This window comes from Variovorax sp. F042, from assembly GCF_057814215.1.
The window spans coordinates 129910-154372 of sequence record NZ_JBVASX010000010.1; the positions used below are offsets into that span (position 1 = coordinate 129910).

The window sequence follows — 24463 nt, forward strand, 5'->3', positions numbered from 1 at the left end:
GCGATGATACGGGCCATGCGATGGCGTTTCGATCCTCTTTCACTCGTGTGGGCGGTGGCCCTGTTTCTCGTTCTCGTGCTGCTGGCCACCGTCGGCGCGCGCTGGGGCTGGCTGCGCAGCTTCTTCGGCGACGTGCTGGCCGTGGTGTGGGTCTACTTCGTCTTCAGGACGGTGATTGGCGCGCGCGTGCTGCCGTTGGCGTTGGCTGCGCTGGGCGTGGGCCTCGCGGTCGAGCTCGGGCAGTACCTTGCGGCGGCGTGGCAGCTGCATATTCCGAACCGTGCCTTGCGCATCGTGCTCGGCAGCACGGCCGACTGGTGGGACGTGCTGGCCTACGTGATCGGCTTTGCTGCCGTGCTGGCCATCGAGAGCCTGCGCGATGCGGTCGTCAGGGCAGCTCGGCCGCAGGCATCCGCGCCATGACCGTCGACGCCCGCCCGCTCAGGTAGGGCGAGCCGATCCGGCGCTCGAAGAACTTGGGACTCGGCAGCATCACCGCGAGGCGCGCGGCCTCGTTGGTGCTCAGGCGCGAGGCCGGCTTGCGGAAGTAGTACTGCGAGGCCGCCTCGGCACCGAACACGCCTTCGCCCCACTCGACGTTGTTGAGATAGATCTCTAGGATGCGCCGCTTGTCGAGCAGCACTTCGAGCAGCGTGGCAAGCACCAGCTCCTGGCCCTTGCGCAGCAAGGTGCGCTCGCCGGACAGCAGCAGGTTCTTCGCAAGCTGCTGCGTGATGGTCGAGCCGCCGCGCAGGCGCACCGGCTGTACCGGCTTGCCGCGTGCCACCGCGCGCGCTGCGCGCTTGGCGGCGAGTTCTTCGGCCCTGGCGTTGCGCTGGCGGGCGCGCTCGATGGCTTCCCACTCCACGCCGTTGTGGTCGACGAAGCCGGCGTCTTCGCTCGCGATGACGGCGCGCTTGAGCGTGTCGTTGATCTGCGCATAGGGCACCCACTCCTGCCGCCAGCCGGCTCCGCGGCCTTGGTGGATGGCGATCTGAAAAGCCTCGGAGCGCTGGAACGCGGTGCTCTGGGGATCGAGCACGGTCATCGCCGCGATGCGCACCACGAAGAACAACTCGAGTGCCACGCCCGCCACCACGAGGCAGGCGATCAGGCGCAGCACTGCCTTCATTTCAGCTCGGCTCGAACTTCAGCCAGCACTTGCGCGGAAGGAGGCCGCACGCTGCGCCAGATCTCGAAGGACTCGGCAGCCTGCTCGACCAGCATGCCGAGCCCGTCGCGCGCGACCGCGCCATGCGCCTCGGCCCAGGCCATGAAGCCCGCCGCCGCAGGGCCGTACATCATGTCGACCGCGAGTCCGCCGGCGCGCAGCACGCTGGCCTTCACAGGCACTGCATCGCCCGCGAGACTGGAGGCGGTGGCGTTGACCACCACGTCGAAGGCGCCCGGCACTTCGTCGAGCGCCCAGGCTTCGAGCGATGCGCCGTGGCGCAGCGCAATGGCCGCATGGCGGCGAACCAGCTCGACGGCCTTGCCCACGGTGCGATTGGCCACCACGACGCGCGAAGCGCCCGCGTCGAGCAGCGGTCCGAGCACGCCGGCCGCCGCACCGCCTGCGCCGATCAGCAGCAGCGCCTTGCCTTGTAGCGGCACGGCCGCGTTGCGAACGATGTCGTTGACCAGGCCGATGCCGTCGGTGTTGTCCGCATGGATGCTGCCGTCGGCGTCGAAGCGCAGCGTGTTGACCGCCTGCGCGAGCAGGGCGCGTTCGCTGGTGTGCTGCGCGAGCGCAGCGGCTTCGAACTTGAAGGGCACGGTGATGTTGCAGCCGCGCGCGGTGTCGCCGCGTTCGGCGGCTTCGCTGCGAAAGGCCGCGATGCCTTCGGCAAACGCGCCGAGCGGAATCAGCCGCCGGCCGTAGTCCATCTGCTGGCCGCAGAGCTCGGCAAAACGTGCGTGGATGCGCGGCGAGCGGCTGTGCTCGACGGGGTTGCCCATGACGCAGTACAGGTCCATGGCGTCTGCCTTCTTTTGTTGCGTCTGCTTCTACTGCGAGGAGAGTTCGACCGACCCGTCGTGCGCGAACCGGAAGTGCGGCCGGATCACGATCTGGTCGGCGTGCTCCTTGCGCATCGCGTCGGTGAAGGTGCCGAAGTTGCCGACGCTGGCAACGATGGCCTGGGCGCGCTTGTCCAGCAGCGCAATGCCCGAGCTTTCATCGACCACCGTCGAGAGCAGGCGGCCGTCGAAGTTGACCGTGATGGTCATCGTCAGCTCGCCGTAGAGCTTCTTGCCGGCGAGCGTCGGAAAGTTGGCAGTGCCCTGCGCTTCCACCCGGCGGCGCAGCGAATCGACGTAGGTGGCGAAGGCCGCTTCGCGCGTGAAGGGGCTCAGGAAGCGCTTCTTCGGGCGTGCGTTTTCTTCGTTTACGCGCCGCTCGATTTCGGCCAGCAGATTGATCATCTGGCGGCGCTTTTCTTCCTGCGCCGTGGCCTCGGTCGGGTCCCCGGGGTTGCGCGGGTCGGGCGCGGGCATTGCGGCGAGGTCGCGCTTGAGCTGGGTGAGCATCTGCATCTGCTCGGTCTGCATCGCGTCGACCTTGCGCTGCGCATCTTCGAACGAATCGCCGACGGTGGTGAAGCTCGACGGCGGCAGCGGGCTGGTTGCGCGGCCCTTGTCGAGGTCGCCGCCGCCCGCAAGCGAGGTCTGGGCCCGCAGCCGGGCGCTGGGGTCGGGCTTGTCGTTGGTCTTGCTGTTGACCAGGATCACTTCGAGCGGTGTGTCGCTGAAGACCTTGTTGAACGATTCGGGATCGACGAAGCGCACCGCGAGCAGTGCGGCATGCGCAATGACCGACACGCCCAGTGCAATCTGCAGCGTGCTGAGGTCCTTGAAGTTCATTCTCGAAACTCCTCCAGGGGCCGCATTTCTTCGGACGATCCGCCGAAGTTCATGCGGGTGTGTTTTCGGGCGCAGCAGCCTCGCTGTCGCTCAGGTCGACGGCAATGGCGATCGGGCCTGCGACCACTTCTTCTTCGTCGCCCTCATCGCTTTCGTCTGCGAGGGCCGCATCGGCCTTCGGCGTGTCGAGGCGTTCGAGCACCGTGCCGCTCACGTCGAGCGCGATCTCATCGATCTCGCCGAGCTTCACGCGCAGGCGGGCGCCGCGTTCCTGCTGGCCAGCCACGGGGAACACCAGCGGCAGCGTTTCGGCCCGCACCAGCGCGCCGTTCGGCAGGTCTTTGATGACGGTGGCTTCGAGCTCGGTGATGCCCTGCTGCTGCAGGTACTTCAGCGTCCAGAAGCGTTCCATGCCGCCCTGGTAGGCGTTGTACGTGGCATAGGCCGCGTCGAAGCCAGAGAGGATGGAGAACAGGTCGGCGTCCTTCGGCTTGAAGGGCGCGGCCAATGCCGCGGTCTTGCCGTGGCGCGCGGCCGCGATGATCTGCCACTGGTTCACGAGGTCGGTGTAGCGGCGCAGCGGCGAGGTGCTCCAGGCGTAGCTCTTCACGCCAAGGCCCGCGTGCGGCAGTGCGCGCGTGCCCATGCGTACCTTGATGCCGGGCGCGAGGCTGGCCTGGCTGCGGTAGAGCCCGGGCACGCCCAGCTCGCCGAGCCAGCCGCCCCAGCTGCTGTTGGCCAGGATCATCGCTTCGGACACGATCAGGTCGAGCGGCGCGCCGCGCTGGCGCGTGCTGATCTGCACCTGCTCGCTGCCGGTGGGCTCGCCCTCGTTGCCGACGAGGCGGAAGTTGTAGTCGGGCCGGTTGAAGTTCTCGGGCTTGCCGCGCACCACTTCGCGCTGCGCCTTCAGCTGCTTGGCAAGGTGGAACAGGAAGGAGAGCGGGGCGCGCAGTTTGGCGGCGGCTTCCGGAGTGTTGTCGCTCTGGAAGGACGCGTCTTCGAGCCATGGCTGCGTGACGACGGTGTCGAGCTGGTCGTGGCGCAGGTTGGCCACGATGGGCACGCGCTCCAGCTTCGTTTCGGTGCCTTGCAGCTCCAGCGTGGCTTCGTCGAAGCGCGCGTACAGCGACACGGCCGGGCGGTCGCCGCCTTCGAGCAGCGTGTAGGTGTTGACCACCTCGTCGGGCAGCATCGTGATCTTGTAGCCCGGCATGTAGACCGTCGACATGCGCGCACGCGCCACGTTGTCGATGGCGCTGCCCGGCGTGAGCGCGAGGGCTGGTGCGGCGATGTGGATGCCGACGGTGACGGTGCCGGTGCCGAGGCCCTGCACGGAGAGGGCATCGTCGATCTCGGTGGTCTGCGAATCGTCGATCGAGAAGGCCTGCACCTCGGAGGCCACGGGCAGATCGTCCACGATGGCGGGCGCCGCGAGCGCGGGGAAGCCGGTGCCCTTGGGGAAGTTCTCGAACAGGAAGCGCCGCCAGTGGAACTGGTAGGGCGAGTCGATGGCGCCGGCGCGCTCCAGCAGGTCGAGCGGCGGACGCTGCGTGGCGCGCGCGGCGTCGACCACGGCCTTGTATTCGGGGGCGTTCTTGTCGGGGCGGAACAGGATCTTGTAGAGCTGCTCGCGCACGGGCGCGGGGCAAATGCCCTCGGCCAGCTGCGCGGCCCACTCGGCGATCTGCGCCTGGATGACCTTCTTCTTCTCGATGGCGGCCAGCGCCTGCTGCACGATCTCGGCCGGCGCCTTCTTGAAGCGCCCCTTGCCCGCGCGGCGGAAGTAGTGCGGCGCCTCGAACAGCGCGAACAGGGCGGCCGCCTGCTGGGCGAGCGAGGGCTTTTCGCTGAAATATTCGGCGGCCAGCTCGGCAAAGGCGAATTCGCCCTCGGGCGCGAACTCCCAGGCGAGGTCGAGATCGAGGGCTGCGGCGAGCGAGCGCGCCTCGGCGATCAGATCGGCGGGCGACGGCTTCTCGAAACGCAGCACGATGTTGGCGCCCTTGACCTTGACGCGCTTGCCGGTTTCGAGCTCGACTTGTGCCGATGCTTCGGCCTCCGACAGCACGCGGCCGCCGAGGTACTTGCCGGCTTCTTCAAACAATACAAACATGGCGCGGATTGTCCCATGCAGGATGGGCCCGCTCGGCCCGGCTGTGCTCAGACCGGGTTGATGAAGGCCATCACGTCGTCCAGGTGGGCCTTTTCGAAATCCGACAGGGCGTGGTCGCTGCCCTCGAGCAGCTTGATGTTGCTATCGGGGTAGCGCGCGGACATTTCGTGCCAGTCGAGCGCCTCGTCACCCTTGGCGATGATCGCGAACACGCGTTCGGGCCGCGTGAGCGGGCCGACTTCCATCGCGCGAAGCTCGTGGATGTATTCGGGACGAAAGTAGAAATGCTCGGCGGGGTCGTGCCAGACGGTCTGGTCGCCGATGTAGCGCGTGAGGTCGCGCGCGGGATGCACGGCCGGGTTGAGCAGCACCGCGCGGCAACGCGTCATGCCGGCCACGTAGGTGGCGTAGTAGCCGCCGAGCGACGAGCCCACCACCGCCATCGACTTGCGCGGCCAGTGCGCGATGCCCTTCATCACCATGTCGATGGCATCGTGCGGCGACGGTGGCAATTGCGGGCACCACCACTGCAGATTCGGATGCTGCCGCGCCACGCGCTCCGCGACGATCCGGGCCTTGGTCGAACGAGGCGAAGAACGGAAACCGTGCAGGTAAAGCAGGTGTGTGGTTTGCGGATCCATGCGAGGAAAAGACGGGAGATGCGGGCGTCGCACCTCGCTTGCCGGGAACGGGTAATTCTGCATGAGGTCTGTTCTCGCGAGGCCGCTTCCAACATACAAAAAACCCGCCGGACGAGGTTCTTCGGTAAGGCCATAGCTTACTGAGAGCCCGAGGCGCGCCGGCATTTCGCGTGCCCCGGTTCGGGGTGTGCCGTGCGTTGGGAATTCAAAAGTACTAAGACCTTGACCACTGCGGCATGAATGGCCTACGTTCGGGTTACTTCATTTGCATGGGAAGGGGGATATGCCCTGCAAAAAAGCGGCGAAAGTTTCGCGGCGATGCTTCATCGTGGGCATCCCATGAACGGGGGAGGCGTGTATGGATTCCCGGTGCGCGCCGGGGCTTATGCTCATGCCCATGAACACTGAGGCTCAGGACGACGCGACGCTACGCCGCTGGGGTGTGCTGGTCGTCGAAGACGATAGCCGCGCGCGTGCCTTTTTCGAGGCCAGCGTGCAGCGCAGCCCGCGCCTTTTCTGGCTCGGCAGTGCGGGGACGGTGCAGGAAGCGCTGGGCTGGCTGTCCCGCACCACCACCATTCCCGACGTGCTTCTGGTCGATCTCGGCATGCCCGACGGCACCGGGCTCGACGTGATCCGCGACGCCGTGGCGCGCTTTCCCGGCTGCGAGCCGCTGGTAGTGTCTGTTTTCGGCGACGAAGAGAACGTGCTCGCCAGCATCGAGGCGGGTGCCGTGGGCTACATCCACAAGGACGCCGCGCCGGAGGACATCGCGCAGACCATCGTGGAGATGAAGGCAGGTGCCTCGCCGATCTCGCCCATGATCGCGCGGCGCGTGCTCGCGAAGTACCGCAGCCTGCAATCGGCGGCCGTTCCCGGCGCGCCGCCGGGTGCGGCGCCCGAAGCAGCCGCGGACGAATCCGACCGCGGCCTGCTGTCGGCTCGCGAACACGAGGTGCTGACGCTGATCGCGCGTGGCTTCTCGTACGCGGAGATCGCGCGGCTCAAGGGCCTGAGCGTGCACACCGTGCAGACCCACATCAAGAATCTCTACGGAAAGCTCGCTGTGCATTCCAAGAGCGAGGCCGTTTTCGAAGCGACGCGGCTCGGCCTGTTGTCTCATCCGGGCTGAGCACAGATGCGACCAAAATGGGCGTCGCTGCTGATGCTATGGCTGGCGATGCTCCTCGCGGGTATTGCCGGAGTCTCCAGCGCGGCCACGGCCGCGTCCGAGGCGCCGATCGAACTGCGCCAGGGCACCGTGACGACCACGGTCGGCGGCGTCACGCGCACCGAGCCGGTCGAGCTGTCCTACCACTGGGACCGCCAGCACAACGGCCGCCCGGGCATGGCGAGCTTCGACCTGCCGTTCACGCTCGAGGCCGAGCCCGAGACGCCGTGGGGCATCTTCATTCCGCGCGTCGGCAACGTCTTCGAGGTGCAGTTGAACGACGCGCTGCTGCAGGTCTACGGCGACCTGGACCGCAGCAACGACGCCGACTACGCCAAGGCGCCCATCTACGTGCCGGTGCCCGGGCGCCTGCTGCGAAAGGGTGACAACCTCCTGCAGATCCGCCTGCACGCCGACACCGCCCGGCGCGCGGGGCTGTCGCAGGTGGTCATCGGGCCGGCCGCGCCGGTTCGCACCGAACTCTTCGAGAGCGCCTATGCATGGCGCTTCACCGGCTCGGTGCTGCTGATGGCCTTCAGCCTGATCGTCGGCGGCATCGCGCTGGCGCTGTGGCTGACGCAGGTCGACGCCGATGCCAAGGGCGCCCAGCGGCGCGACGGCATCTACTTCTGGGCCGCGCTGGCGGAGTTCTGCTGGGCGGTGCGGGTGGCCGACGGCGTCATCGCCGAGCCTCCCCTGTCCTGGGGGCCCTGGGGCGTGCTGATGGCCGCCTGCTATGCGGGCTGGGCTGCCTCTTCCATGATGTTCGTCTACCACCTCGCGGGGTGGGGGCGCGACCGCCGCTACCAGTGGGTGCGCTGGCCTATTGCGGGCATCGTGGTCGCTACGGTGCTGTTCAGCGCGCTGTCGCTGCAGCGCGAGGAGCCGATGTGGCTCACCGGCTGGCTTGCCGTCCAGATCGTGTTCGTCCTGGCCTTCGTCAGCGCCTTCGCCGTCGACACCCTGCGCAAACCGAGCGCCGAGCGTTTGCTGGTGGCCGGCGCCGCTCTGGTGACGGTGATGTTCGGAGTGCGCGACTGGCTGGTGATCCGCCTCAGCGATGCCTATGGCGAGACCACCTGGGTGCGCTATTCGTCGGTGTTCTTCGGCGTGGCGCTGCTGCTGATCGTGCTGCGGCGCTTTCGTGCGGCGAGCGTGCTGGCGCGCGGATCGGTCGCGGCCCTGGCCGAGCGGGTGGCCCAGCGCGAACGCGAGCTGGCGGCCACGTACGCCGAACTCGAGGCCGCGGCGCGCGACCAGGCGCGCACCCACGAGCGCGAACGCATCCTGCGCGAAATGCACGACGGCATGGGCTCGCACATCACTTCGGCGATCCGGCAGCTGCAGTCGGGCCAGACCAGCTCGGGCGACCTGCTGCGCACGCTGCGCGATTCGCTGGACCAGCTCAAGCTGCAGATCGATTCGATTCACCTGCCGCCGGGCGACGTGGGTGCGCTGCTGGCAGCGGCGCGCTACCGGCTGGAACCCCGCCTGGCGTCTTCGGGCATTGAGTTCGAATGGGCGGTGGACGAGGTGGAGCCGGTAGAGCGGCTCGGCGCGCAAGGCATGCGGCAGTTGCAGTTCCTGCTGTTCGAGGCGATCTCCAACGTGCTGCAGCACGCCCAGGCCACCGTGCTGCGCTTCGAGGCCGGGATGCAGGGCACGACGGTGCAACTGCGGGTGATCGACAACGGCAAGGGCTTCGACGCCGTGAAGCATCGGCCGCGGTCGCTGGCGGAGCGTTCGGGGGCCATCGGGGCCCGGCTTACGGTTGAAAGCCGACCTGGGCGCACGGTCGTTCAACTCGAATTCGATTGAGAACCCCGCGCCCGATACGGGGCCCTCGGATGTTCATTCAGAACTGCTTGTAGAACAGCACGTAGCGCGTGATGCCGAGGCTGCGCGCGTTGTAGGCCTCGAACGCCAGGTAATGCACCCGCGTGCCTTCGGCGTACTGCTTGCCAGCAGCGCTGTCGCAATGCGTGTCGCCGGCCGTCTCGGCGGAGCAGTCGATCACCGCCTTGCGCGCCGTGGAGGACAGCGCGATGTTGTCGTTGAAACGGGTGCCTGACTTGGCGAAGCCGTAGGCCGTCAGCACGGCGGGGGCCAGCGCGCCGCTCGGCACGACCCACGCATCCTGGTTGCCAGTGACGCTGATGTCCAGGATGTTCGGCTGACCCGCACTGTTCGCGGGGTAGACCAGGCCAGCGTTGGCATTGGTGCGGGCGACCAGCTGGGTGCGCATGGGCGGCGCCAGGTCGAACAGCGGCTGCTGGCGGATCTCGCCGATCGTTGCTGCGCGAGAGAGAGTGCGCTCGTACTGGATCACGTTGGGTACGCCCGGCTTCGCGTGCACGAACTCGAATTTCCACACGCTTTGGTCCTGCAACTGGCTGATCTGCGTGTCGGTGTATTGGGGGTCGAGCAACCCGATGCCGGGCTCCCGGCTCGCCAGGCTGCCGGGCGTCGACGGGTTCTCGTAGATGCCGCGCAGATTGATGCCGTTGTTGAGCTCCGGCGTGCCGTCGGGCCTGGTCACCACGAGGAACGACAGGCCGGGTTGCGGGATGAAGGTCAGGACCTTGTTCAGCGGCGAAGTCACGATGACCTTGCTGAAGACTGCCGCGCCGCCTTCCTGCCGATTCCGGATCGGGATGCCGTAACCCGTGGTGTACGAGTTGAATGCGGGGGAGTTGATCATGTCGCGGTAAGCGAACACCGGGCGCACGTTGGAGGCGTAGACATGGCCGTCCCCGGCGAGTTTGAGCGTGCTGCCCACCTTGCGCACGGTGACGGTGCCGAAGGTGACGTTGTCTCCCACGTCGGTTGCGCGGTAGCTGAGTGCCAGGTCGCCGTTTGGGCGGAAGAACTCGAAGTTGGCGCGGTCCCAGGTGCGGCCCGTGTTTTCTGGGCGGAAGAGGCTGGTGAAGCCGCCCTGGTTGTTGGCGTCGCGGCCCACGCCGAAGCCGCTGTGGAGGTAGCCGGCAGGGTCGTCGCCGACGAAGAGTTCGCGGCAGGCGGGTGCGATCACATCAGTCGGCCCGCCGGTCACTGCCGTTGTGTCGTTCGGCGCGGTGACGCGCTGCGACAGCGGCAGCCGATAGCACGCGTTCAGGCGGTCGACCAGGTCGGCCAGCAAGGGCGGCGGGGGAAGGCCGGCCAGTTGGTCCGGCGTGATGCCCGGCGGCAGAGCCGGAACGGAGGCGTCGCTGCTACGGAAGATGATGGAGGCCGGCGCAGCGCTGTCGCCCGCCGGCAGACCCTTCACCGTGATCTCGATGTTGGCGGCGCCGCTGTCGGGGCGCACGCTGACCAGCAGCGCGTCGAGTACCTTGTCGTGCCCGGTGCCGTCGGCGCTGAACTGGCCGGTGATCGGATCGAAGGTGGCCTGCCCGAGGGCGTCCAGCACCGGCTTCAGCGCGGCAACGAGCGCGGCTGTCTGCTGTTGCAGGCGCGCGTCGGTCACGGTGCCGGCGTCGGCCTGGATGGCCGCCGCCAGATTGGCGGGGCGACCATCCGGCGAGAGCCGAGAGACGATGACCGTGGTCAGCGGCGTGATGTTGGCGGTGCCGCTGTTGTTGGCGAGCGTGCTGTAAAGCGACTGGTCGTCGCGCACCGCGGTGATTACGAGGGGAGCCTTGGTGGCTGCGGACAGCGCGCAGCGGTAGGTGCCTTGCCCGTCGGTCTGGGTGGTGCAGACCGTCGCGCCGCTTTGATCCTGGACCGTGACGGTGGCGCCACCGAAGGCCGCGCCGGTGGCGGCCGTGCCGCTCAGGGTGGGCGAGGTCGAAGCAGAGGAATTCGGGGTGGACGAGTTACCCGAGCCGGCCAGTCCGAAGGGCAGCCCTGAGCTCCCTCCGCCGCCACCGCCGCCGCACGCGACGACCGAAATGCAAAGACCTGTCACGAGCGACAAGCGCAGACGTTGAGACGCCATCCGATCCTCCCTTTTTTATGAATCCCCGAATGTAAGAGCAAGGGGCGAACGACCCGTGACAGTCGGGGATGGGGATTTCCACGGGGGGACACGCGCCGGGGATTCGTATAAGCCGGATAATCCGCCCTCATGTCTGCCGTGTTCAATCAGCCCTCCCTGGCGCGTCGCATTGCGCCCATCTTCCAGGGCTTCGACGGCTTTCTGGCCTTCGCCGTGCTGCTGCTCGCGTTCGCCGGGCTGCTGACCATGTATTCCTCGGGCTACGACCATGGCTCGCGCTTCGTCGACCATGGCCGCAACATGCTGCTGGCCGGCTTCATCATGTTCGTGGTGGCGCAGGTGCCGCCGCAGCGGCTGATGCTGGCTGCCGTGCCGCTCTACACGATGGGCGTGGCGCTGCTGGTGGCGGTGGCGCTGTTCGGCATCACCAAGAAGGGCGCGCAGCGCTGGATCAACGTGGGCGTGGTGATCCAGCCCAGCGAAATCCTGAAGATCGCGATGCCGCTGATGCTGGCCTGGTGGTTCCAGCGACGAGAAGGCCAGTTGCGGCCGCTCGACTTCGTGGTGGCGACGGTGCTGCTGGCGGTGCCGGTCGGGCTCATCATGAAACAGCCCGACCTGGGCACCTCGCTGCTGGTGCTGGCCGCCGGGCTGGCGGTGATCTTCTTTGCCGGGCTGCCGTGGAAGTTGATCGTGCCGCCGGTGCTGATTGGCGCGGTGGCCGTGACGCTGATCGTGGGCTTCGAGTCGAGGCTGTGCGCCGACGGGGTCGACTGGCGCGTGCTGCACGACTACCAGAAGCAGCGCGTGTGCACGCTGCTCGACCCGAGCAAGGACCCGCTGGGCAAGGGCTTCCACATCATCCAGGGGATGATCGCCATCGGTTCGGGCGGGGTGGGCGGCAAGGGCTTCATGCAGGGTACGCAGACGCACCTCGAATTCATTCCCGAGCGGACCACCGACTTCATCTTTGCCGCCTATTCCGAGGAATTCGGGCTGATGGGCAACCTGGCGCTGATTTCGGCCTTCATCCTGCTGATCTTCCGGGGGCTGGTGATCGCGACCAATGCGGCGACCTTGTTCTCGCGCCTGCTGGCGGGGGCGGTCACCATGATTTTCTTCACCTATGCCTTCGTGAACATGGGCATGGTGAGCGGCATCCTGCCGGTGGTGGGGGTGCCGCTGCCGTTCATCAGCTATGGCGGCACGGCCATGGTGACGCTGGGGCTGGGGCTGGGGATCCTGATGTCGATCGCCCGGGCAAGGAAGCTGGCGCAGAACTAGCGCCGGAGTGCCCTTTGGCGCAGCGCGGAAGAGGGCGGCTGCCTAGAATGTCGCGATGATCTCTCGCGAACCCACCATCGAGCGCCTCGCCACGGCGCAACAGCTCCTTCTCACGCCGTTCGGCCTCGACGAATCGCACCTGAGCAAGGCCTTGGCCGAGATCACCGCGCACCGGGTGGACGACGCCGACCTGTACTTCCAGTACACGCGCAGCGAGGGCTGGAGCCTCGAAGAGGGCATCGTCAAGACCGGCAGCTTCAGCATCGACCAGGGCGTCGGCGTGCGCGCGGTCAGTGGCGAGAAAACCGCTTTTGCCTATTCGGACGACATTTCCGAGGCCTCGCTGCTCGACGCGGCGCGCACGGTGCGCTCCATTTCCTCCGCAGGCCGCACGGGCCGCGTGAAGACGCCGGCCCGCAAGATCGCATCGAGCCGCTCGCTCTACGACGGTATCGACCCCATTTCCACGCTCGACAGCACCACCAAGGTGAAGCTGCTCGAAAAGGTCGAAAAGCTGGCCCGCTCGCGCGATCCGCGCGTGGCGCAGGTCATGGCGGGCCTGGCGAGCGAGTACGACGTGGTGCTCGTGGCCCGTGCCGACGGCACGCTGGCCGCCGACGTTCGCCCGCTGGTGCGCCTGTCGGTCACGGTGATCGCCGAGCAGAATGGCCGCCGCGAAATCGGCTCCGGCGGCGGTGGCGGGCGTTTCGGCCTGGCCTATTTCACCGACGAACAGATCGCCGAGTACGTCGACCATGCCGTGAAGGCCGCCCTGACCAACCTCGACGCACGCCCGGCACCGGCCGGCGAAATGACCGTGGTGCTCGGCTCCGGCTGGCCCGGCATCCTGCTGCACGAAGCCATCGGCCACGGCCTGGAGGGCGACTTCAACCGCAAGGGCTCGAGCGCGTTCTCGGGCCGCATCGGCCAGCGCGTGGCGGCCAAGGGCGTCACGGTGCTCGATGACGGCACGATCGCCGATCGCCGCGGCTCGCTCAACGTCGACGACGAGGGCAACGCCAGCCAGCGCAACGTACTGATCGAGGACGGCATCCTCAAGGGCTACATCCAGGACGCGCTCAATGCGCGCCTCATGAAGGTCAAGCCCACCGGCAACGGCCGGCGCGAAAGCTACGCACACGTGCCGATGCCGCGCATGACCAACACCTACATGCTCGGCGGCGACAAGGACCCGAAGGAAATCGTCGCGAGCATCAAGAAGGGCCTGTACGCCACCAACTTCGGCGGCGGGCAGGTCGACATCACGAGCGGCAAGTTCGTGTTCTCGGCCAGCGAGGCCTACTGGGTCGAGAACGGCAAGATCCAGTACCCGGTGAAGGGCGCGACCATCGTGGGCAACGGCCCCGACGCGCTCACCCGCGTGACCATGATCGGCAACGACATGGCGCTCGACTCGGGCGTCGGCACCTGCGGCAAGGAAGGCCAGAGCGTGCCTGTGGGCGTCGGCCAGCCGACGTTGCGCATCGATGGTTTGACCGTAGGCGGTACGGCCTGAGGGCTTGTTAAGCTGCGCTCCTTTCACAACAAGGAGCGTTCGATGAGGATCAGGATCAATTCGTCCGCGGCTCTGTGGGCCGTGACTGCCGTGGTGGTGCTGGCAAGCGCAGGTTGCGCGTCGCGCGGCGGTTCCGGGGGCAGCCAGCCTGCGGCTGCTGCGGCACCCGCAGCCGCCCCCGCGGCGCCGGCGCGCGGCGGTGCGAAGGCCGGCATGGATGCCCAGGGCAACGTGGTCGACTCGTCGAAGGTCGAAGCCGGCAGCGGCCGCACCGTCAAGGGCCTGAACGGCTACGAAGGCGAAATCACCGGCAACCCGGCGCGAAACAGCAAGTTTGCGCGCCTGCAGATCGGCATGAGCGCCAGGCAGGTCACCGACCTCGCGGGGCCGCCGACCGATCAGGGCGCGTACGTGACGGGCAAGGCCTTCATTCCGTTCTATTTCGGCAGCGACCGCCATCGTTTCGAGATGACCTACAAGGGTCAGGGCCGCCTCATCTTCGCGGGTGGCGGCATGGGCGAATACACCAGTGGCAACCTGATCTGGATCATCCACAACGCCAACGAGTCGGGCTACCGGTAAACAACGCCGCACCCGGCGGCTTGACCGGGTTTTTGCTTTCCGTGCTACATTTCGCGCACATGTCCGCCCTCCGCGCTTATTTCTTTGCCTACTTTTGGTTCCCGGTTTCCGGCGGACGAGAGGCGAGCGCGTAAAGCAAACGAACACCCTCCCAAAACCGCCGGTGCCCTGAGCCCCGGCGGTTTTTTTTTGCCCCTGCGATATCCACTCAAACCCGACAGACAAGGAAGCAACCATGAGCACGAACACTGCCCCCGCCAGCGACAGCTGGTATGCGAGCGTCGAAAAAACCAGCAAGACCGACGACGAACGCATCAAGGACATCAACGTGCTGCCCCCTCCCGAACATCTGATCCGCTTTTTCCCGATCCGCGGCACGCCCGTTGAAACCCTGATCGAAGGCACGCGCCGCAACATCCACAACATCATGGCCGGCAAGGACGACCGGCTGCTGGTGATCATGGGTCCCTGCTCGATCCACGACCCGGCTGCCGCGCTCGAATATGCCCGCCGCCTCAAGGTCGAGCGCGAGAAATACGCCGGCACGCTGGAAATCGTGATGCGCGTGTACTTCGAGAAGCCGCGCACGACTGTCGGCTGGAAGGGGCTCATCAACGACCCGTACCTCGACGAAAGCTTCCGCATCGACGAAGGCCTGCGCATCGCGCGCCAGCTGCTGATCGACATCAACCGCATCGGCCTGCCGGCGGGCAGCGAGTTCCTCGACGTGATCTCGCCGCAGTACATCGGCGACCTGATCTCCTGGGGCGCCATCGGTGCACGCACCACCGAAAGCCAGGTGCATCGCGAACTGGCCTCGGGGCTCTCGGCGCCCATCGGCTTCAAGAACGGCACCGACGGCAACATCCGCATCGCCACCGATGCCATCCAGGCGGCGGCGCGCGGCCATCACTTCCTGTCGGTGCACAAGAACGGCCAGGTCGCGATCGTGCAGACCAACGGCAATCGCGACTGCCACGTGATCCTGCGCGGCGGCAAGGCGCCGAACTACGACGCCGCCAGCGTCGAAGCCGCCTGCAAGGATCTCGAAGCCGCCAAGCTGCCGCCCACGCTGATGGTCGATTGCAGCCATGCCAACAGCTCCAAGCAGCACCAGAAGCAGATCGACGTGGCGAAGGACATCGCCGCGCAGATTGCCGGCGGCTCGAACCGGGTTTTCGGCGTGATGGTCGAAAGCCACCTGCAGCCGGGCGCCCAGAAGTTCACGCCGGGCAAGGACCAGCTGTCGGGCCTCGAATACGGCAAGAGCATCACCGACGCCTGCCTGGGATGGGACGATTCGGTACAGGTGCTCGACACGCTCTCGAAGGCGGTCAAGCAGCGCCGGGGCTGAAGCCCGGGCTAGAGCATCCTGGCCAGGTCAGGCCAATGGTGCCGCATCGACGCAGCTTCGTCGCTGTCGGGCGGCACCATCGAAAAGTCAGCGAAATCGAAGCCCGGCCCGACCATGCAGGCGACCAGTGTGTAGTCGCCTGAACTGTGGCCCTGGATCGGCCGGGCCGCTTGCCATTGGCCGGCGGGCACCACATGCTGGGGACGCGTGCCGTGCGCATCGACCGGGCCCAGCCGCACATGGGCCGGCGCCGTGCGCATTGCGGCGTCGCAGGTCCACAGCGTGAGCGGTACGCCTTCCAGATGCACCCAGACTTCGTCGGACAGCACCCGGTGCCAGCGCGAATGCTGGCTCGCTTCGAGCAAAAAGTAGATGCTGGTCAGCGCGCTGCGCGGCGCGCGACCGTCGGTGGGCGTGACGCTCGATGCTGAGCGGAACACCTCGCCGTACCAGCCGCCCTCGGGGTGGGGCTGCAGCTTCAGGGTCTCGATCAGTTCGTGGGCGCGTGTGAGCGGCATGGCGGTCATGATGCCGCCGCCGAGCGCAGCGCCGCAAGCAGTTTGTCGTGCACGCCGCCGAAGCCGCCGTTGCTCATGCAGACGATGTGATCGCCCGGCCGGGCCGCTGCGACGATCTGCTTTACCAGCGGCTCGATGGCTCCGGCCACCTGTGCGCGGTCGCCCATCGGCGCGAGCGCTGCTGCGGCATTCCAGTCGAGGCCGGCCGTGTGGCAGAACGACAGGTCAGCCGCCTCCAGGCTCCAGGGCAGCTGCGCCGCCATGACGCCCAGCTTCATCGTGTTGCTGCGCGGCTCGAAGGCCGCGAGGATGCGCTCACTTTGCTTGCCAGCAGCATCCAGCTTCTTGCGCAGGCCGTCGAGTGTGGTGCGGATGGCTGTCGGGTGGTGGGCGAAGTCGTCGTAGACCGTGATTGCGCCGCCGCCTTGCTCGACCGTGCCGCGCAGCTCCATGCGCCGGCGCACGTTGCGGAAGCTGCCCAGCGCACGGGCTGCCTCGGCCGGCGCCACGCCCACATGTTCGGCCGCGGCGATGGCGGCCAGCGCGTTCATCTGGTTGTGCAGGCCCGAGAGCTCCCATTCGACTCGGCCCACCACTTCGCCCCGCTGCAGCACGTCGAAGGCGTCGTGCGTGCCGCGCGCCTGCCATTCACCATTCGTGCCGAAGCGCGCGAGTTCGCTCCAGCAGCCTTGGGCCAGCACACGTTGCAGGCTTTCTTCGGTGGCGTTCACGACCAGCCGCCCCGTGCTCGGCACAGTGCGCACGAGATGATGAAACTGGCGCTCGATAGCGGCAAGATCGTCGAAGATGTCCGCGTGATCGAACTCGAGGTTGTTCAGCACGGCGGTGCGCGGCCGGTAGTGCACGAACTTGCTGCGCTTGTCGAAGAAGGCCGTGTCGTACTCGTCGGCCTCGATCACGAAGGCCGGGCCGTCGCCCAGCCGGGCCGAGACGCCGAAGTCCAGCGGCACGCCGCCCACCAGGAAGCCGGGCGCCTTGCCGCCCTTTTCCAGCACCCAGGCCAGCATCGACGTGGTCGTCGTCTTGCCGTGCGTGCCGGCCACGGCCAGCACGTGGCGGCCGAGCAGCACATGCTCGGCCAGCCACTGCGGACCGCTGGTGTAGGGCTTGCCGGCGTCGAGGATGGCTTCCATCAGCGGGAACTTGGGGCTTCCGTCGGGCAGCCGCGCGCGGGACACCACGTTGCCGACCACGAACATGTCGGGCGCCAGGGAAAGCTGGTCGGCGCCGAAGCCCTCGATCAGGTCGATGCCGAGGGCGCGCAGCTGGTCGCTCATCGGGGGGTACACGCCGGCGTCGCAGCCCGTGACCCGGTGGCCTGCCTCGCGCGCCAGGGCGGCCACGCCACCCATGAACGTGCCGCAGATACCCAGAATATGAATGTGCATCGGTCGATTCTAGGGAAGCGATGTGCCGCGCCCGTGCCTGGGCCACGTGTTTGTCCCGCGCTTCGTACTGATGTTGCTGTGTGGGGCGCGTACTGCGGGCAAAATGCCCCGATGGACACGTCCAAGCGTGAAATTGCCGCCACTGCAGCCCGCCTCGTTGTCGAGGAGGGACTGGAATATGGTCCGGCCAAGCGCCGGGCCCTGCGTGACCTGGGCCTTTCGGCGCGCACCGCGCTGCCCAACAACGACGAGGTCGAGGCCGAGGTGCGCGAGTACATCGAGCTTTTCTGCGCCGATACCCAGCCGCAGGAATTGCATGCATTGCGGCTTCTCGCGCTCGAATGGATGGAGCGCATGGCCGTCTTCCGCCCTCATGTGGGCGGCGCCGTGTGGCACGGAACGGCCACCCGGCTGTCAGACATTTATATTCAGTTGTTTTGCGATGATTCCAAATCGGCCGAAATCGCCCTGATCGATCACCACGTGGACTACGAGCCGCGCATGGTGACCGGCTTTCATGGCGAGCAGGTCGAGGCCCTGAGCGTGCACGCCCCGAGCCGTGCACTCGGCGAGGAAATCGGCGTGCACCTGCTGGTCTACGACCTCGACGACCTGCGCGGGGCCTTGAAGCCCGACGCGCAGGGGCGCGTGCCGCGTGGCGATCTGCCCGCATTGCGCCGACTGATTGAACGAGAAAAGGACAAGTGAATGACTTCTTCGCCCACCCGACGCGGCATGCTCTATGCCGGCGTGGCGGCAGCGGCTGCGGCCGCCGGGCTCGGCGGCGCATGGTGGAAGGAGCGCAGCAGCAGTGGCGCAGCGGGCGGGGAGATGCTCGACGCGGCCTTCTGGGCCCAGAGCTTCGAGCGCCCGGAGGGTGGTGACCTCGTCCTGTCGAGCCTGCGCGGCAAGCCGCTGCTGCTCAACTTCTGGGCGACGTGGTGCCCGCCCTGCGTTGAAGAAATGCCGATGATCGACGCTTTCTTTCGTGCAAATGGCGCCAACGGCTGGCAAGTGGTTGGATTGGCCATCGATCAACCCAGCGCCGTGCGCAAGTTCCTGCAACGCACGCCCGTCACCTATCCGACCGGCCTGGCCGGCCTTCAGGGTACGGAGCTGGTCAAGAATCTGGGCAATACGGGTGGCGGTTTGCCCTTCACGCTGGTCCTGAATGCGAACGGCTCCGTGGCCGCCCGTAAAATGGGCAAGCTCGAGACCACCGACCTGGACACTTGGCGACGCGAACTGGTTCATGGTTAGAATCAGTTCCTTACGCTGGCGTTAGACGCCGAACGCCGAAAATCACCGATTTTCGAACAAGTTATGTCCTGAAGACCGGCTCAGCCGGCACTGGAGTCCCATGGATCTGCGCAAACTCAAGACACTGATCGATCTGGTGTCCGAATCGAATATTTCCGAGCTGGAAATCACCGAAACCGAAGGCAAGGTTCGCATCGTGAAGGGCGGCGGCGCCGCTCCGGTGCAGTATGTGCAAACCCTGGCGGCGCCTCAGGCGGCTGCCGCACCGGCCGCAGCTGGCGCTCCCGCGGCACCCGCCGTGGCCAGCGCACCGGCGGCCGAAGCCGCTCCGGCCGGCCATGCCGTGAAGTCGCCCATGGTCGGCACCTTCTATCGTTCGTCCAGCCCGGGCGCTGCTGCGTTCGTCGAGGTTGGCAGCAAAGTCAACGAAGGTGACACCATCTGCATCATCGAAGCGATGAAGATCCTCAATGAAATCGAGGCCGACAAGTCCGGCACGATCACCCAGATCCTCGGCGAAAACGGCCAGGCGGTCGAATACGGACAGCCGCTGTTCATCATCGAGTGACCATGTTCAAGAAGATCCTGGTTGCAAACCGGGGGGAGATTGCCCTCCGGATTCAGCGTGCCTGCAGCGAGCTCGGCATCAAGGCCGTGATGGTGTATTCCGAAGCCGACCGCGACGCGAAGTACATCAAGCTCGCCGAAGAAGCCGTGTGCATCGGCCCGGCCCCTTCGGCGCAGAGCTATCTCAACATGCCGGCGATCATTTCGGCGGCCGAAGTGACCGATGCCGAAGCGATTCACCCCGGCTACGGCTTCCTGAGCGAGAACGCGAACTTCGCCGAACGCGTGGAGCAGAGCGGTTTCCAGTTCATCGGCCCGACGCCTGACAACATCCGCACGATGGGCGACAAGGTGTCGGCCAAGCAGGCCATGATCAAGGCCGGCGTGCCTTGCGTGCCCGGCTCCGAGGGTGAGCTCTCGGACGACGCCGCCACCAACAAGCGCATCGCGCGTGCCATCGGCTACCCGGTCATCATCAAGGCGGCGGGCGGCGGCGGTGGTCGCGGCATGCGCGTGGTGCACACCGAGGCGGCTCTGGTCAACGCGATCCAGATGACCAAGGCGGAAGCCGGCGCGGCCTTCAACAATCCGGCCGTGTACATGGAGAAGTTTCTCCAGAACCCGCGCCACATCGAAATCCAGATCCTCGCGGACAAGCACAAGAACGCGGTTTACCTGGGCGAGCGCGACTGCTCCATGCAGCGCCGCCACCAGAAGGTGATCGAGGAATCGCCCGCGCCGGGCATTCCGCGCAAGCTGATCGAGAAGATCGGCGAGCGCTGTGCGGCCGCCTGCAAGAAGATCAACTACCGCGGTGCCGGCACCTTCGAGTTTCTCTACGAGAACGGCGAGTTCTATTTCATTGAAATGAACACGCGCGTGCAGGTGGAGCACCCGGTGACCGAGTTCACCACCGGCATCGACATCGTCAAGACGCAGATCATGGTCGCGGCCGGCGAAAAGCTGCCGTTCACGCAGCGCCAGATCCAGATGCACGGCCACGCCATCGAATGCCGCATCAATGCCGAAGACGCGTGGAAGTTCACGCCGTCGCCGGGTCGCATCACGATGTGGCACCCGCCGGGCGGCCCAGGCGTTCGCGTCGACTCGCACGCGTACACCAACTACTTCGTGCCGCCGAACTACGACTCCATGATCGGCAAGATCATCGTCTACGGCGACACGCGCGAGCAGGCCATGGCCCGCATGCGCACGGCGCTCAATGAAACCGTGATCGAAGGCATCCAGACCAACATCCCGCTGCACCGCGAGCTGATGGTCGATTCCAAGTTCATGACCGGCGGCACCAACATCCACTACCTCGAAGAGTGGCTGGCTGCGCACAAGCGCTGACCCGGGACGCCGCGATGTTCGAACTCCGCCTGATGGCGCCGGAAGACCGGGTCGAAACGCTCGGTGAAGCGCTCGATGCACTCGATGCATTGAGCGTGTCGGTGGAAGACGCCGACGCGCAGACCGACGCAGAGCAGGCGCTTTTCGGCGAGCCGGGCATGCCGCAGCCGAAGGAGGGCTGGCAGCGTTCGCGCGTGATCGCGCTGTTCCCCGACGAGGCGCTCGCCAAGGAGGCCGCGTCGGTGCTCGCGCTGCAGGACTTCTTCGAAGGCTGCGAGGTGCTCGGCATCGCGCCGGTGCCCGAGCAGGACTGGGTGCGCCTGACGCAATCGCAGTTCGCTCCCGTCGAGATCACGCCCGAGTTCTGGATCGTGCCGACGTGGCATGAGCCACCTGAGCAGGCAAAGCAGGTGATTCGGCTCGATCCGGGCCTGGCCTTCGGCACCGGCACGCATCCCACCACGCGCATGTGCCTGCGGTGGATTGCGACGCAGGGCGACGGCGTGCTGGCCAACCAACGCGTGCTCGACTACGGCTGCGGCTCCGGCATTCTTGCCATCGGCGCGGCGAAGTTCGGCGCAACCGACATCGACGCTGTCGACATCGACGAAGCCGCGGTCTCGTCGACCCGGCTCAATGCCGAGGCCAACGGCGTCCGGCTGAACGCGGGCCTGCCCGAAGCGGCGAAGGGCCACTACGACACCGTGCTCGCCAACATCCTGGCCACGCCGCTCAAGGTGCTCGCGCCGTTGCTGCGCAGCCATGTGAAGGCGGGCGGATCGCTGGTGATGGCCGGCATCCTCGAGCGCCAGGCCGATGAATTGAAAGAGGCCTACGCGCCGTACGCAACGCTCGAAGTCAGCGACACCGAGGACGGCTGGATCCTCATGACCGCGCGCTGCTGAGCCGCCTTGCGCCCCTCCCGTGGCGGGGGCTCGACCCTACAATCGCCCGGTCATGAGTCTCGTCACGCGCTGCCCCGCCTGCACCACCACCTTCAAGGTGGTGCGCGACCAGCTTCGCATCTCTGATGGCTGGGTGCGCTGCGGCCGATGCAGCCATGTGTTCGACGCCACGCTCGATCTGCACGAGGCGCCCGATGGCGCAGCGCCGCCAGTGCAGGGCGGTGGCTACATGCCGGGGCTGGTCGAGTCCGCCTCGGAGCCCAAGGTCGCGCCCGAACTTCCTGCGCCACCGCCGCCGCTCGAGTTGGAGCCCTCGTCGCCTGCCGAAGATGCGGACTTCTTCGACGACGAGCCCGAGCAGCAACCTCGGCATGCGCTGCCCCCGGAGGCTCCAGCGCCTGCACCGACACCGGCGTTGCCACCACCACCTCCAGCAGCGCTCGAGTTCTCGCTGTCATTGCCCGAACACGGCATCGTCGCCGACGAGCCATGGTCCGACCTCGACGTCAGCGAACCCGCGTGGAAGCCGCCACCGAGCACGCTGCCGCCGTTCCCGAACATCGACCTGAACCTCGCGTCGCCGCCGCCCGCGCCACCACCCCCGGCGCCGCCCCTGCCCGTCGCCCCGCGCATCAAGGCAATGCGCGGGCTGATGATCGAGCGAGCGAGCGACGACGGCGCTGAAGGGGAGCGCGAGCAGGAAGAAAAAGACCACGACCAGGTGCAGATGCAGAAGGCGCTGCGCCGCGCCCGCATCAAGTCGGCCAAGATCGCGAGCGCCAAGGCGCGTGAGGAGCGTGCGGCTGCGAAGGCTTCGCCTGTTGTGGTGCAGGCCGAAAGCGAGTCCGACCTTGCGCGCTCCCCGGATTTCGAACTGCCAATAGGGCATCCCTTCGCGGACGATGACGAGTCCTTCGAGAGGGCAACCGGCTTCTGGCAGCGCAAGAGCGTGCGCATCGTGCTGGTCCTGCTGGCGGTGATTGCCGTGCTGCTGCTCATCCTGCAGGTCATCCGCCACGAGCGCGACGGCATTGCCGCGCGCCAGCCCAATCTGCGGCCGGCCCTCGCCGCGCTGTGCCAGTACACAGGCTGTGAACTCGCGGCTCTGCGCCAGATCGGCGACATCGTGATCGAAGGCGCGGCCTTCGCGCGCGAGAAGAGTGGGGGCAACGACTACCGCCTGAGCTTCACCCTGCGCAATGGCGCCACCGTGCCGCTCGCGATGCCCGCCGTCGAACTCTCGCTGCTCGACACGCAGGAGCGCGCCGTGGTGCGCCGCGTGTTGTTGCCGGCGGACTACGGTGCGCCGACGGTGCTGCAGGCCCGCGCCGACCGCGCAGCCTCGCTGCCACTGACCTTGTCCGCTTCGGAAGCCGCAGCGCTACCGCCGATCGCGGGTTACCGCGTCGAAGCTTTCTATCCCTGAGCGGGGCGCTTGCCTGCACGCGTCCTTTTCTCTTCCATCCACCATTCAACCAACGGCTCAACCATGGCAGCAGTGATTTGCGGGTCCCTCGCGTTCGACACCATCATGACTTTCGAGGGCCGGTTCGCCGACCAGATTCTTCCGGACCAGCTGCACATCCTCAATGTGTCGTTCCTGGTGCCGACGCTACGGCGTGACTTCGGCGGCTGTGCCGGCAACATTGCCTACAGCCTCAATGCACTGGGCGGCACTGCGCTACCGATGGCCACGCTCGGCAGCGACGGCGCTTCGTACCTCGAGCGCATGCGCTCGCTGGGCATCGACACCGAGTTCGTGCGCCAGCTCGACGACACCTTCACCGCGCAGGCGATGATCATGAGCGACGTCGACAACAACCAGATCACCGCCTTCCACCCCGGCGCGATGCAGCAGGCGCACATCACGAAGGTGGCCGCGCGCGATGACATCAAGCTCGGCATCATCGCGCCAGATGGCCGCGACGCGATGCTGCAGCACGCGGAGCAGTTCGCTGCCGCCGGCATTCCGTTCGTGTTCGATCCGGGCCAGGGCTTGCCGATGTTCGACGGCGAGGCGCTGCGTCATTTCGTCGATCTCGCGAGCTGGGTGGTCGTGAACGACTACGAAGGGAAGATGCTGTCGCAGCGCACCGGCTGGAGCCTGGCCGAGATCTCGAAGCGCGTGCGCGGCCTGGTGGTCACGCTGGCGGCCGAGGGCTGCGAGATCTGGACCGACGGCGAACGCGAGCACGTGCCGGGCGTGGTGGCCACCGAAGTGGTCGAGCCCACGGGCTGCGGCGACGCATGGCGTGGCGCGCTGCTGTTCGGTCTGGAAAAGGGTTGGCCGCTGGCGCAGTGCGCAGCGCTGGGCAACAAGGTCGGCGCGATCAAGATCGCGCAGCGTGGCCCGCAGAACTACGAGATCGATCGCAAGGCCCTGGGTCTCTGATCTTCTTCCCGCAGAAGCGCCAATAAAAAAGCCCGACACCGCGAGGTGTCGGGCTTTGCGCCTTCAAGGCCGCTGAGAAACTCAGGGCTTGCTGGCCGTGGGGAACGGCCAGGCTGCCTGGGGATTCAGCGTCGTTTGCGCCGCAGGGGCAGGCGCTACGGCTGCAGCCTTGGCGGGCGCAGCGGCCTTGGGAGCCTTCTTCGCAGCAGGCTTTTTGGCAGCAGGCTTTTTCGCGGCTTTCTTGGCCGCAGCCTTTTTCGCAGGCGCCTTCTTGGCAGCAGCCTTCTTCGCAGGCGCCTTCTTGGCGGCGGCCTTCTTTGCCGGGGCCTTCTTGGCAGCAGCCTTCTTCGCAGGCGCCTTCTTCGCTACGGCCTTCTTCGCCGGAGCCTTCTTGGCAGCGGCCTTCTTGGCCGGTGCTGCCTTCTTGGCGGCTACCTTCTTCGCCGGAGCCTTCTTGGCAGCGACCTTCTTGGCCGGTGCCTTCTTGGCGGCTACCTTCTTTGCCGGAGCCTTCTTAGCGGCCACAGCCTTCTTTGCCGGAGCCTTCTTTGCAGCGGCTTTCTTAGCCGGCGCTTTCTTTGCAGTTGCCATTTCTA

Annotated in this window: 23 protein-coding genes; 14 read left to right on the plus strand and 9 right to left on the minus strand. The window is 66.8% G+C overall.

Features of this window, described 5'->3' with window-relative positions; translation table 11 throughout:
* The first annotated feature begins 3 nt into the window (after positions 1-3).
* Positions 4-423 (plus strand): ribosomal maturation YjgA family protein, encoded by a 420-nt coding sequence (locus ACZYSP_RS25915; protein ID WP_354338902.1) that lies wholly within the window; start codon positions 4-6, stop codon positions 421-423.
* Here the strand turns inward: ACZYSP_RS25915 and mtgA are convergent.
* From mtgA to ACZYSP_RS25940, 5 genes are read right to left on the minus strand one after another with little or no spacing between them, the layout of a single operon-like run.
* The gene (gene mtgA / locus ACZYSP_RS25920; protein WP_354338858.1) at positions 389-1132 is read right to left on the minus strand and encodes a monofunctional biosynthetic peptidoglycan transglycosylase; all 744 of its coding nucleotides are present in this window, start codon (positions 1130-1132) and stop codon (positions 389-391) included. The two genes, ACZYSP_RS25915 and mtgA, sit on opposite strands and share 35 nt — an antisense overlap.
* Positions 1129-1977: a shikimate dehydrogenase gene (aroE, locus tag ACZYSP_RS25925; RefSeq protein ID WP_354338859.1), complete on the minus strand. Its 849-nt coding sequence runs from the start codon at positions 1975-1977 to the stop codon at positions 1129-1131. The genes mtgA and aroE overlap by 4 nt, the downstream gene beginning before the upstream one ends.
* Before the next feature lie 30 nt (positions 1978-2007).
* A complete protein-coding gene (locus ACZYSP_RS25930) occupies positions 2008-2862 on the minus strand; it encodes an energy transducer TonB (RefSeq protein WP_093056238.1) in 855 nt (284 codons plus the stop codon).
* Positions 2863-2911: 49 nt separating this feature from the next.
* Positions 2912-4978 (minus strand): ribonuclease catalytic domain-containing protein, encoded by a 2067-nt coding sequence (locus tag ACZYSP_RS25935; protein ID WP_489017399.1) that lies wholly within the window; start codon positions 4976-4978, stop codon positions 2912-2914.
* A gap of 47 nt (positions 4979-5025) precedes the next feature.
* The gene (locus tag ACZYSP_RS25940; RefSeq protein WP_093056235.1) at positions 5026-5619 is read right to left on the minus strand and encodes a YqiA/YcfP family alpha/beta fold hydrolase; all 594 of its coding nucleotides are present in this window, start codon (positions 5617-5619) and stop codon (positions 5026-5028) included.
* A gap of 385 nt (positions 5620-6004) precedes the next feature.
* Between ACZYSP_RS25940 and ACZYSP_RS25945 the strand changes: the two genes are divergently transcribed.
* Both ACZYSP_RS25945 and ACZYSP_RS25950 read left to right on the plus strand, forming a co-directional pair.
* Positions 6005-6751, plus strand: a complete 747-nt coding sequence (locus tag ACZYSP_RS25945; RefSeq protein WP_093056233.1) for a response regulator transcription factor — start codon at positions 6005-6007, stop codon at positions 6749-6751.
* Between the two features lie 6 nt (positions 6752-6757).
* Complete coding sequence (locus tag ACZYSP_RS25950; RefSeq protein ID WP_354338862.1) at positions 6758-8608, plus strand: sensor histidine kinase; 1851 nt, start codon at positions 6758-6760, stop codon at positions 8606-8608.
* Positions 8609-8645: 37 nt separating this feature from the next.
* Here ACZYSP_RS25950 and ACZYSP_RS25955 read toward each other — a convergent pair whose 3' ends face one another.
* A complete protein-coding gene (locus tag ACZYSP_RS25955) occupies positions 8646-10727 on the minus strand; it encodes a carboxypeptidase regulatory-like domain-containing protein (protein ID WP_489017402.1) in 2082 nt (693 codons plus the stop codon).
* Positions 10728-10856: 129 nt separating this feature from the next.
* On the opposite strand from ACZYSP_RS25955, the gene rodA reads away from it, so the two are divergent.
* From rodA to ACZYSP_RS25975, 4 genes are all read left to right on the plus strand, one after another.
* Positions 10857-12011: a rod shape-determining protein RodA gene (gene rodA / locus ACZYSP_RS25960; RefSeq protein ID WP_093056229.1), complete on the plus strand. Its 1155-nt coding sequence runs from the start codon at positions 10857-10859 to the stop codon at positions 12009-12011.
* 55 nt (positions 12012-12066) lie between these two features.
* Complete coding sequence (tldD, locus tag ACZYSP_RS25965) at positions 12067-13527, plus strand: metalloprotease TldD (RefSeq protein WP_093056227.1); 1461 nt, start codon at positions 12067-12069, stop codon at positions 13525-13527.
* A gap of 42 nt (positions 13528-13569) precedes the next feature.
* Positions 13570-14109, plus strand: coding sequence for a hypothetical protein (locus tag ACZYSP_RS25970; RefSeq protein WP_489017405.1), 540 nt, complete (start codon positions 13570-13572; stop codon positions 14107-14109).
* Between the two features lie 235 nt (positions 14110-14344).
* Entirely contained in the window at positions 14345-15463 is a 1119-nt protein-coding gene (locus ACZYSP_RS25975) for a 3-deoxy-7-phosphoheptulonate synthase (protein ID WP_093056223.1), read from the plus strand.
* Positions 15464-15471: 8 nt separating this feature from the next.
* Here the strand turns inward: ACZYSP_RS25975 and ACZYSP_RS25980 are convergent, their stop codons facing one another.
* Positions 15472-15990, minus strand: a complete 519-nt coding sequence (locus tag ACZYSP_RS25980; RefSeq protein WP_093173030.1) for a cupin domain-containing protein — start codon at positions 15988-15990, stop codon at positions 15472-15474.
* Complete coding sequence (gene mpl, locus ACZYSP_RS25985; RefSeq protein WP_489017408.1) at positions 15987-17390, minus strand: UDP-N-acetylmuramate:L-alanyl-gamma-D-glutamyl-meso-diaminopimelate ligase; 1404 nt, start codon at positions 17388-17390, stop codon at positions 15987-15989. Before mpl ends, ACZYSP_RS25980 begins: the two co-directional genes overlap by 4 nt.
* A 111-nt stretch (positions 17391-17501) precedes the next feature.
* Here mpl and ACZYSP_RS25990 point away from each other — a divergent pair, with 111 nt between their 5' ends.
* The 7 genes from ACZYSP_RS25990 (at position 17502) to ACZYSP_RS26020 (ending at position 23867) form a co-directional block, all read left to right on the plus strand.
* Positions 17502-18098, plus strand: coding sequence for a hypothetical protein (locus tag ACZYSP_RS25990; protein WP_093173026.1), 597 nt, complete (start codon positions 17502-17504; stop codon positions 18096-18098).
* On the plus strand, positions 18099-18650 hold the full coding sequence (locus tag ACZYSP_RS25995) for a TlpA family protein disulfide reductase (RefSeq protein ID WP_097200121.1): 552 nt from the start codon (positions 18099-18101) through the stop codon (positions 18648-18650). It abuts the gene before it with no gap.
* A 100-nt stretch (positions 18651-18750) separates the two neighbouring features.
* Positions 18751-19218, plus strand: a complete 468-nt coding sequence (gene accB, locus ACZYSP_RS26000) for an acetyl-CoA carboxylase biotin carboxyl carrier protein (RefSeq protein ID WP_093056213.1) — start codon at positions 18751-18753, stop codon at positions 19216-19218.
* Positions 19219-19220: 2 nt separating this feature from the next.
* A complete protein-coding gene (accC, locus tag ACZYSP_RS26005; RefSeq protein WP_081270245.1) occupies positions 19221-20570 on the plus strand; it encodes an acetyl-CoA carboxylase biotin carboxylase subunit in 1350 nt (449 codons plus the stop codon).
* A gap of 14 nt (positions 20571-20584) precedes the next feature.
* Positions 20585-21475, plus strand: coding sequence for a 50S ribosomal protein L11 methyltransferase (gene prmA / locus ACZYSP_RS26010; protein WP_489017412.1), 891 nt, complete (start codon positions 20585-20587; stop codon positions 21473-21475).
* A gap of 52 nt (positions 21476-21527) precedes the next feature.
* On the plus strand, positions 21528-22901 hold the full coding sequence (locus tag ACZYSP_RS26015) for a zinc-ribbon and DUF3426 domain-containing protein (protein ID WP_354338865.1): 1374 nt from the start codon (positions 21528-21530) through the stop codon (positions 22899-22901).
* 63 nt (positions 22902-22964) lie between these two features.
* A complete protein-coding gene (locus tag ACZYSP_RS26020) occupies positions 22965-23867 on the plus strand; it encodes a carbohydrate kinase family protein (protein ID WP_093056209.1) in 903 nt (300 codons plus the stop codon).
* A gap of 81 nt (positions 23868-23948) precedes the next feature.
* Here the strand turns inward: ACZYSP_RS26020 and ACZYSP_RS26025 are convergent, their stop codons facing one another.
* Positions 23949-24458, minus strand: a complete 510-nt coding sequence (locus tag ACZYSP_RS26025; RefSeq protein WP_019656794.1) for a histone H1-like DNA-binding protein — start codon at positions 24456-24458, stop codon at positions 23949-23951.
* Positions 24459-24463: the final 5 nt, after the last annotated feature.

Bases quoted from the DNA above. Each gene is read 5' to 3' on its own strand.
- ACZYSP_RS26025 (WP_019656794.1), bottom strand. From the start codon at position 24,458: ATGGCAACTGCAAAGAAAGCGCCGGCTAAGAAAGCCGCTGCAAAGAAG.
- ACZYSP_RS25955 (WP_489017402.1), bottom strand. From the start codon at position 10,727: ATGGCGTCTCAACGTCTGCGCTTGTCGCTCGTGACAGGTCTTTGCATT.
- ACZYSP_RS25945 (WP_093056233.1), top strand. From the start codon at position 6,005: ATGCTCATGCCCATGAACACTGAGGCTCAGGACGACGCGACGCTACGC.
- ACZYSP_RS26020 (WP_093056209.1), top strand. From the start codon at position 22,965: ATGGCAGCAGTGATTTGCGGGTCCCTCGCGTTCGACACCATCATGACT.
- ACZYSP_RS25940 (WP_093056235.1), bottom strand. From the start codon at position 5,619: ATGGATCCGCAAACCACACACCTGCTTTACCTGCACGGTTTCCGTTCT.
- ACZYSP_RS25915 (WP_354338902.1), top strand. From the start codon at position 4: ATGATACGGGCCATGCGATGGCGTTTCGATCCTCTTTCACTCGTGTGG.
- accB (WP_093056213.1), top strand. From the start codon at position 18,751: ATGGATCTGCGCAAACTCAAGACACTGATCGATCTGGTGTCCGAATCG.
- ACZYSP_RS26015 (WP_354338865.1), top strand. From the start codon at position 21,528: ATGAGTCTCGTCACGCGCTGCCCCGCCTGCACCACCACCTTCAAGGTG.
- ACZYSP_RS25990 (WP_093173026.1), top strand. From the start codon at position 17,502: ATGGACACGTCCAAGCGTGAAATTGCCGCCACTGCAGCCCGCCTCGTT.
- ACZYSP_RS25935 (WP_489017399.1), bottom strand. From the start codon at position 4,978: ATGTTTGTATTGTTTGAAGAAGCCGGCAAGTACCTCGGCGGCCGCGTG.
- ACZYSP_RS25995 (WP_097200121.1), top strand. From the start codon at position 18,099: ATGACTTCTTCGCCCACCCGACGCGGCATGCTCTATGCCGGCGTGGCG.
- tldD (WP_093056227.1), top strand. From the start codon at position 12,067: ATGATCTCTCGCGAACCCACCATCGAGCGCCTCGCCACGGCGCAACAG.
- aroE (WP_354338859.1), bottom strand. From the start codon at position 1,977: ATGGACCTGTACTGCGTCATGGGCAACCCCGTCGAGCACAGCCGCTCG.
- accC (WP_081270245.1), top strand. From the start codon at position 19,221: ATGTTCAAGAAGATCCTGGTTGCAAACCGGGGGGAGATTGCCCTCCGG.
- ACZYSP_RS25950 (WP_354338862.1), top strand. From the start codon at position 6,758: ATGCGACCAAAATGGGCGTCGCTGCTGATGCTATGGCTGGCGATGCTC.
- mpl (WP_489017408.1), bottom strand. From the start codon at position 17,390: ATGCACATTCATATTCTGGGTATCTGCGGCACGTTCATGGGTGGCGTG.
- ACZYSP_RS25975 (WP_093056223.1), top strand. From the start codon at position 14,345: ATGAGCACGAACACTGCCCCCGCCAGCGACAGCTGGTATGCGAGCGTC.
- prmA (WP_489017412.1), top strand. From the start codon at position 20,585: ATGTTCGAACTCCGCCTGATGGCGCCGGAAGACCGGGTCGAAACGCTC.
- ACZYSP_RS25930 (WP_093056238.1), bottom strand. From the start codon at position 2,862: ATGAACTTCAAGGACCTCAGCACGCTGCAGATTGCACTGGGCGTGTCG.
- rodA (WP_093056229.1), top strand. From the start codon at position 10,857: ATGTCTGCCGTGTTCAATCAGCCCTCCCTGGCGCGTCGCATTGCGCCC.
- ACZYSP_RS25970 (WP_489017405.1), top strand. From the start codon at position 13,570: ATGAGGATCAGGATCAATTCGTCCGCGGCTCTGTGGGCCGTGACTGCC.
- ACZYSP_RS25980 (WP_093173030.1), bottom strand. From the start codon at position 15,990: ATGACCGCCATGCCGCTCACACGCGCCCACGAACTGATCGAGACCCTG.
- mtgA (WP_354338858.1), bottom strand. From the start codon at position 1,132: ATGAAGGCAGTGCTGCGCCTGATCGCCTGCCTCGTGGTGGCGGGCGTG.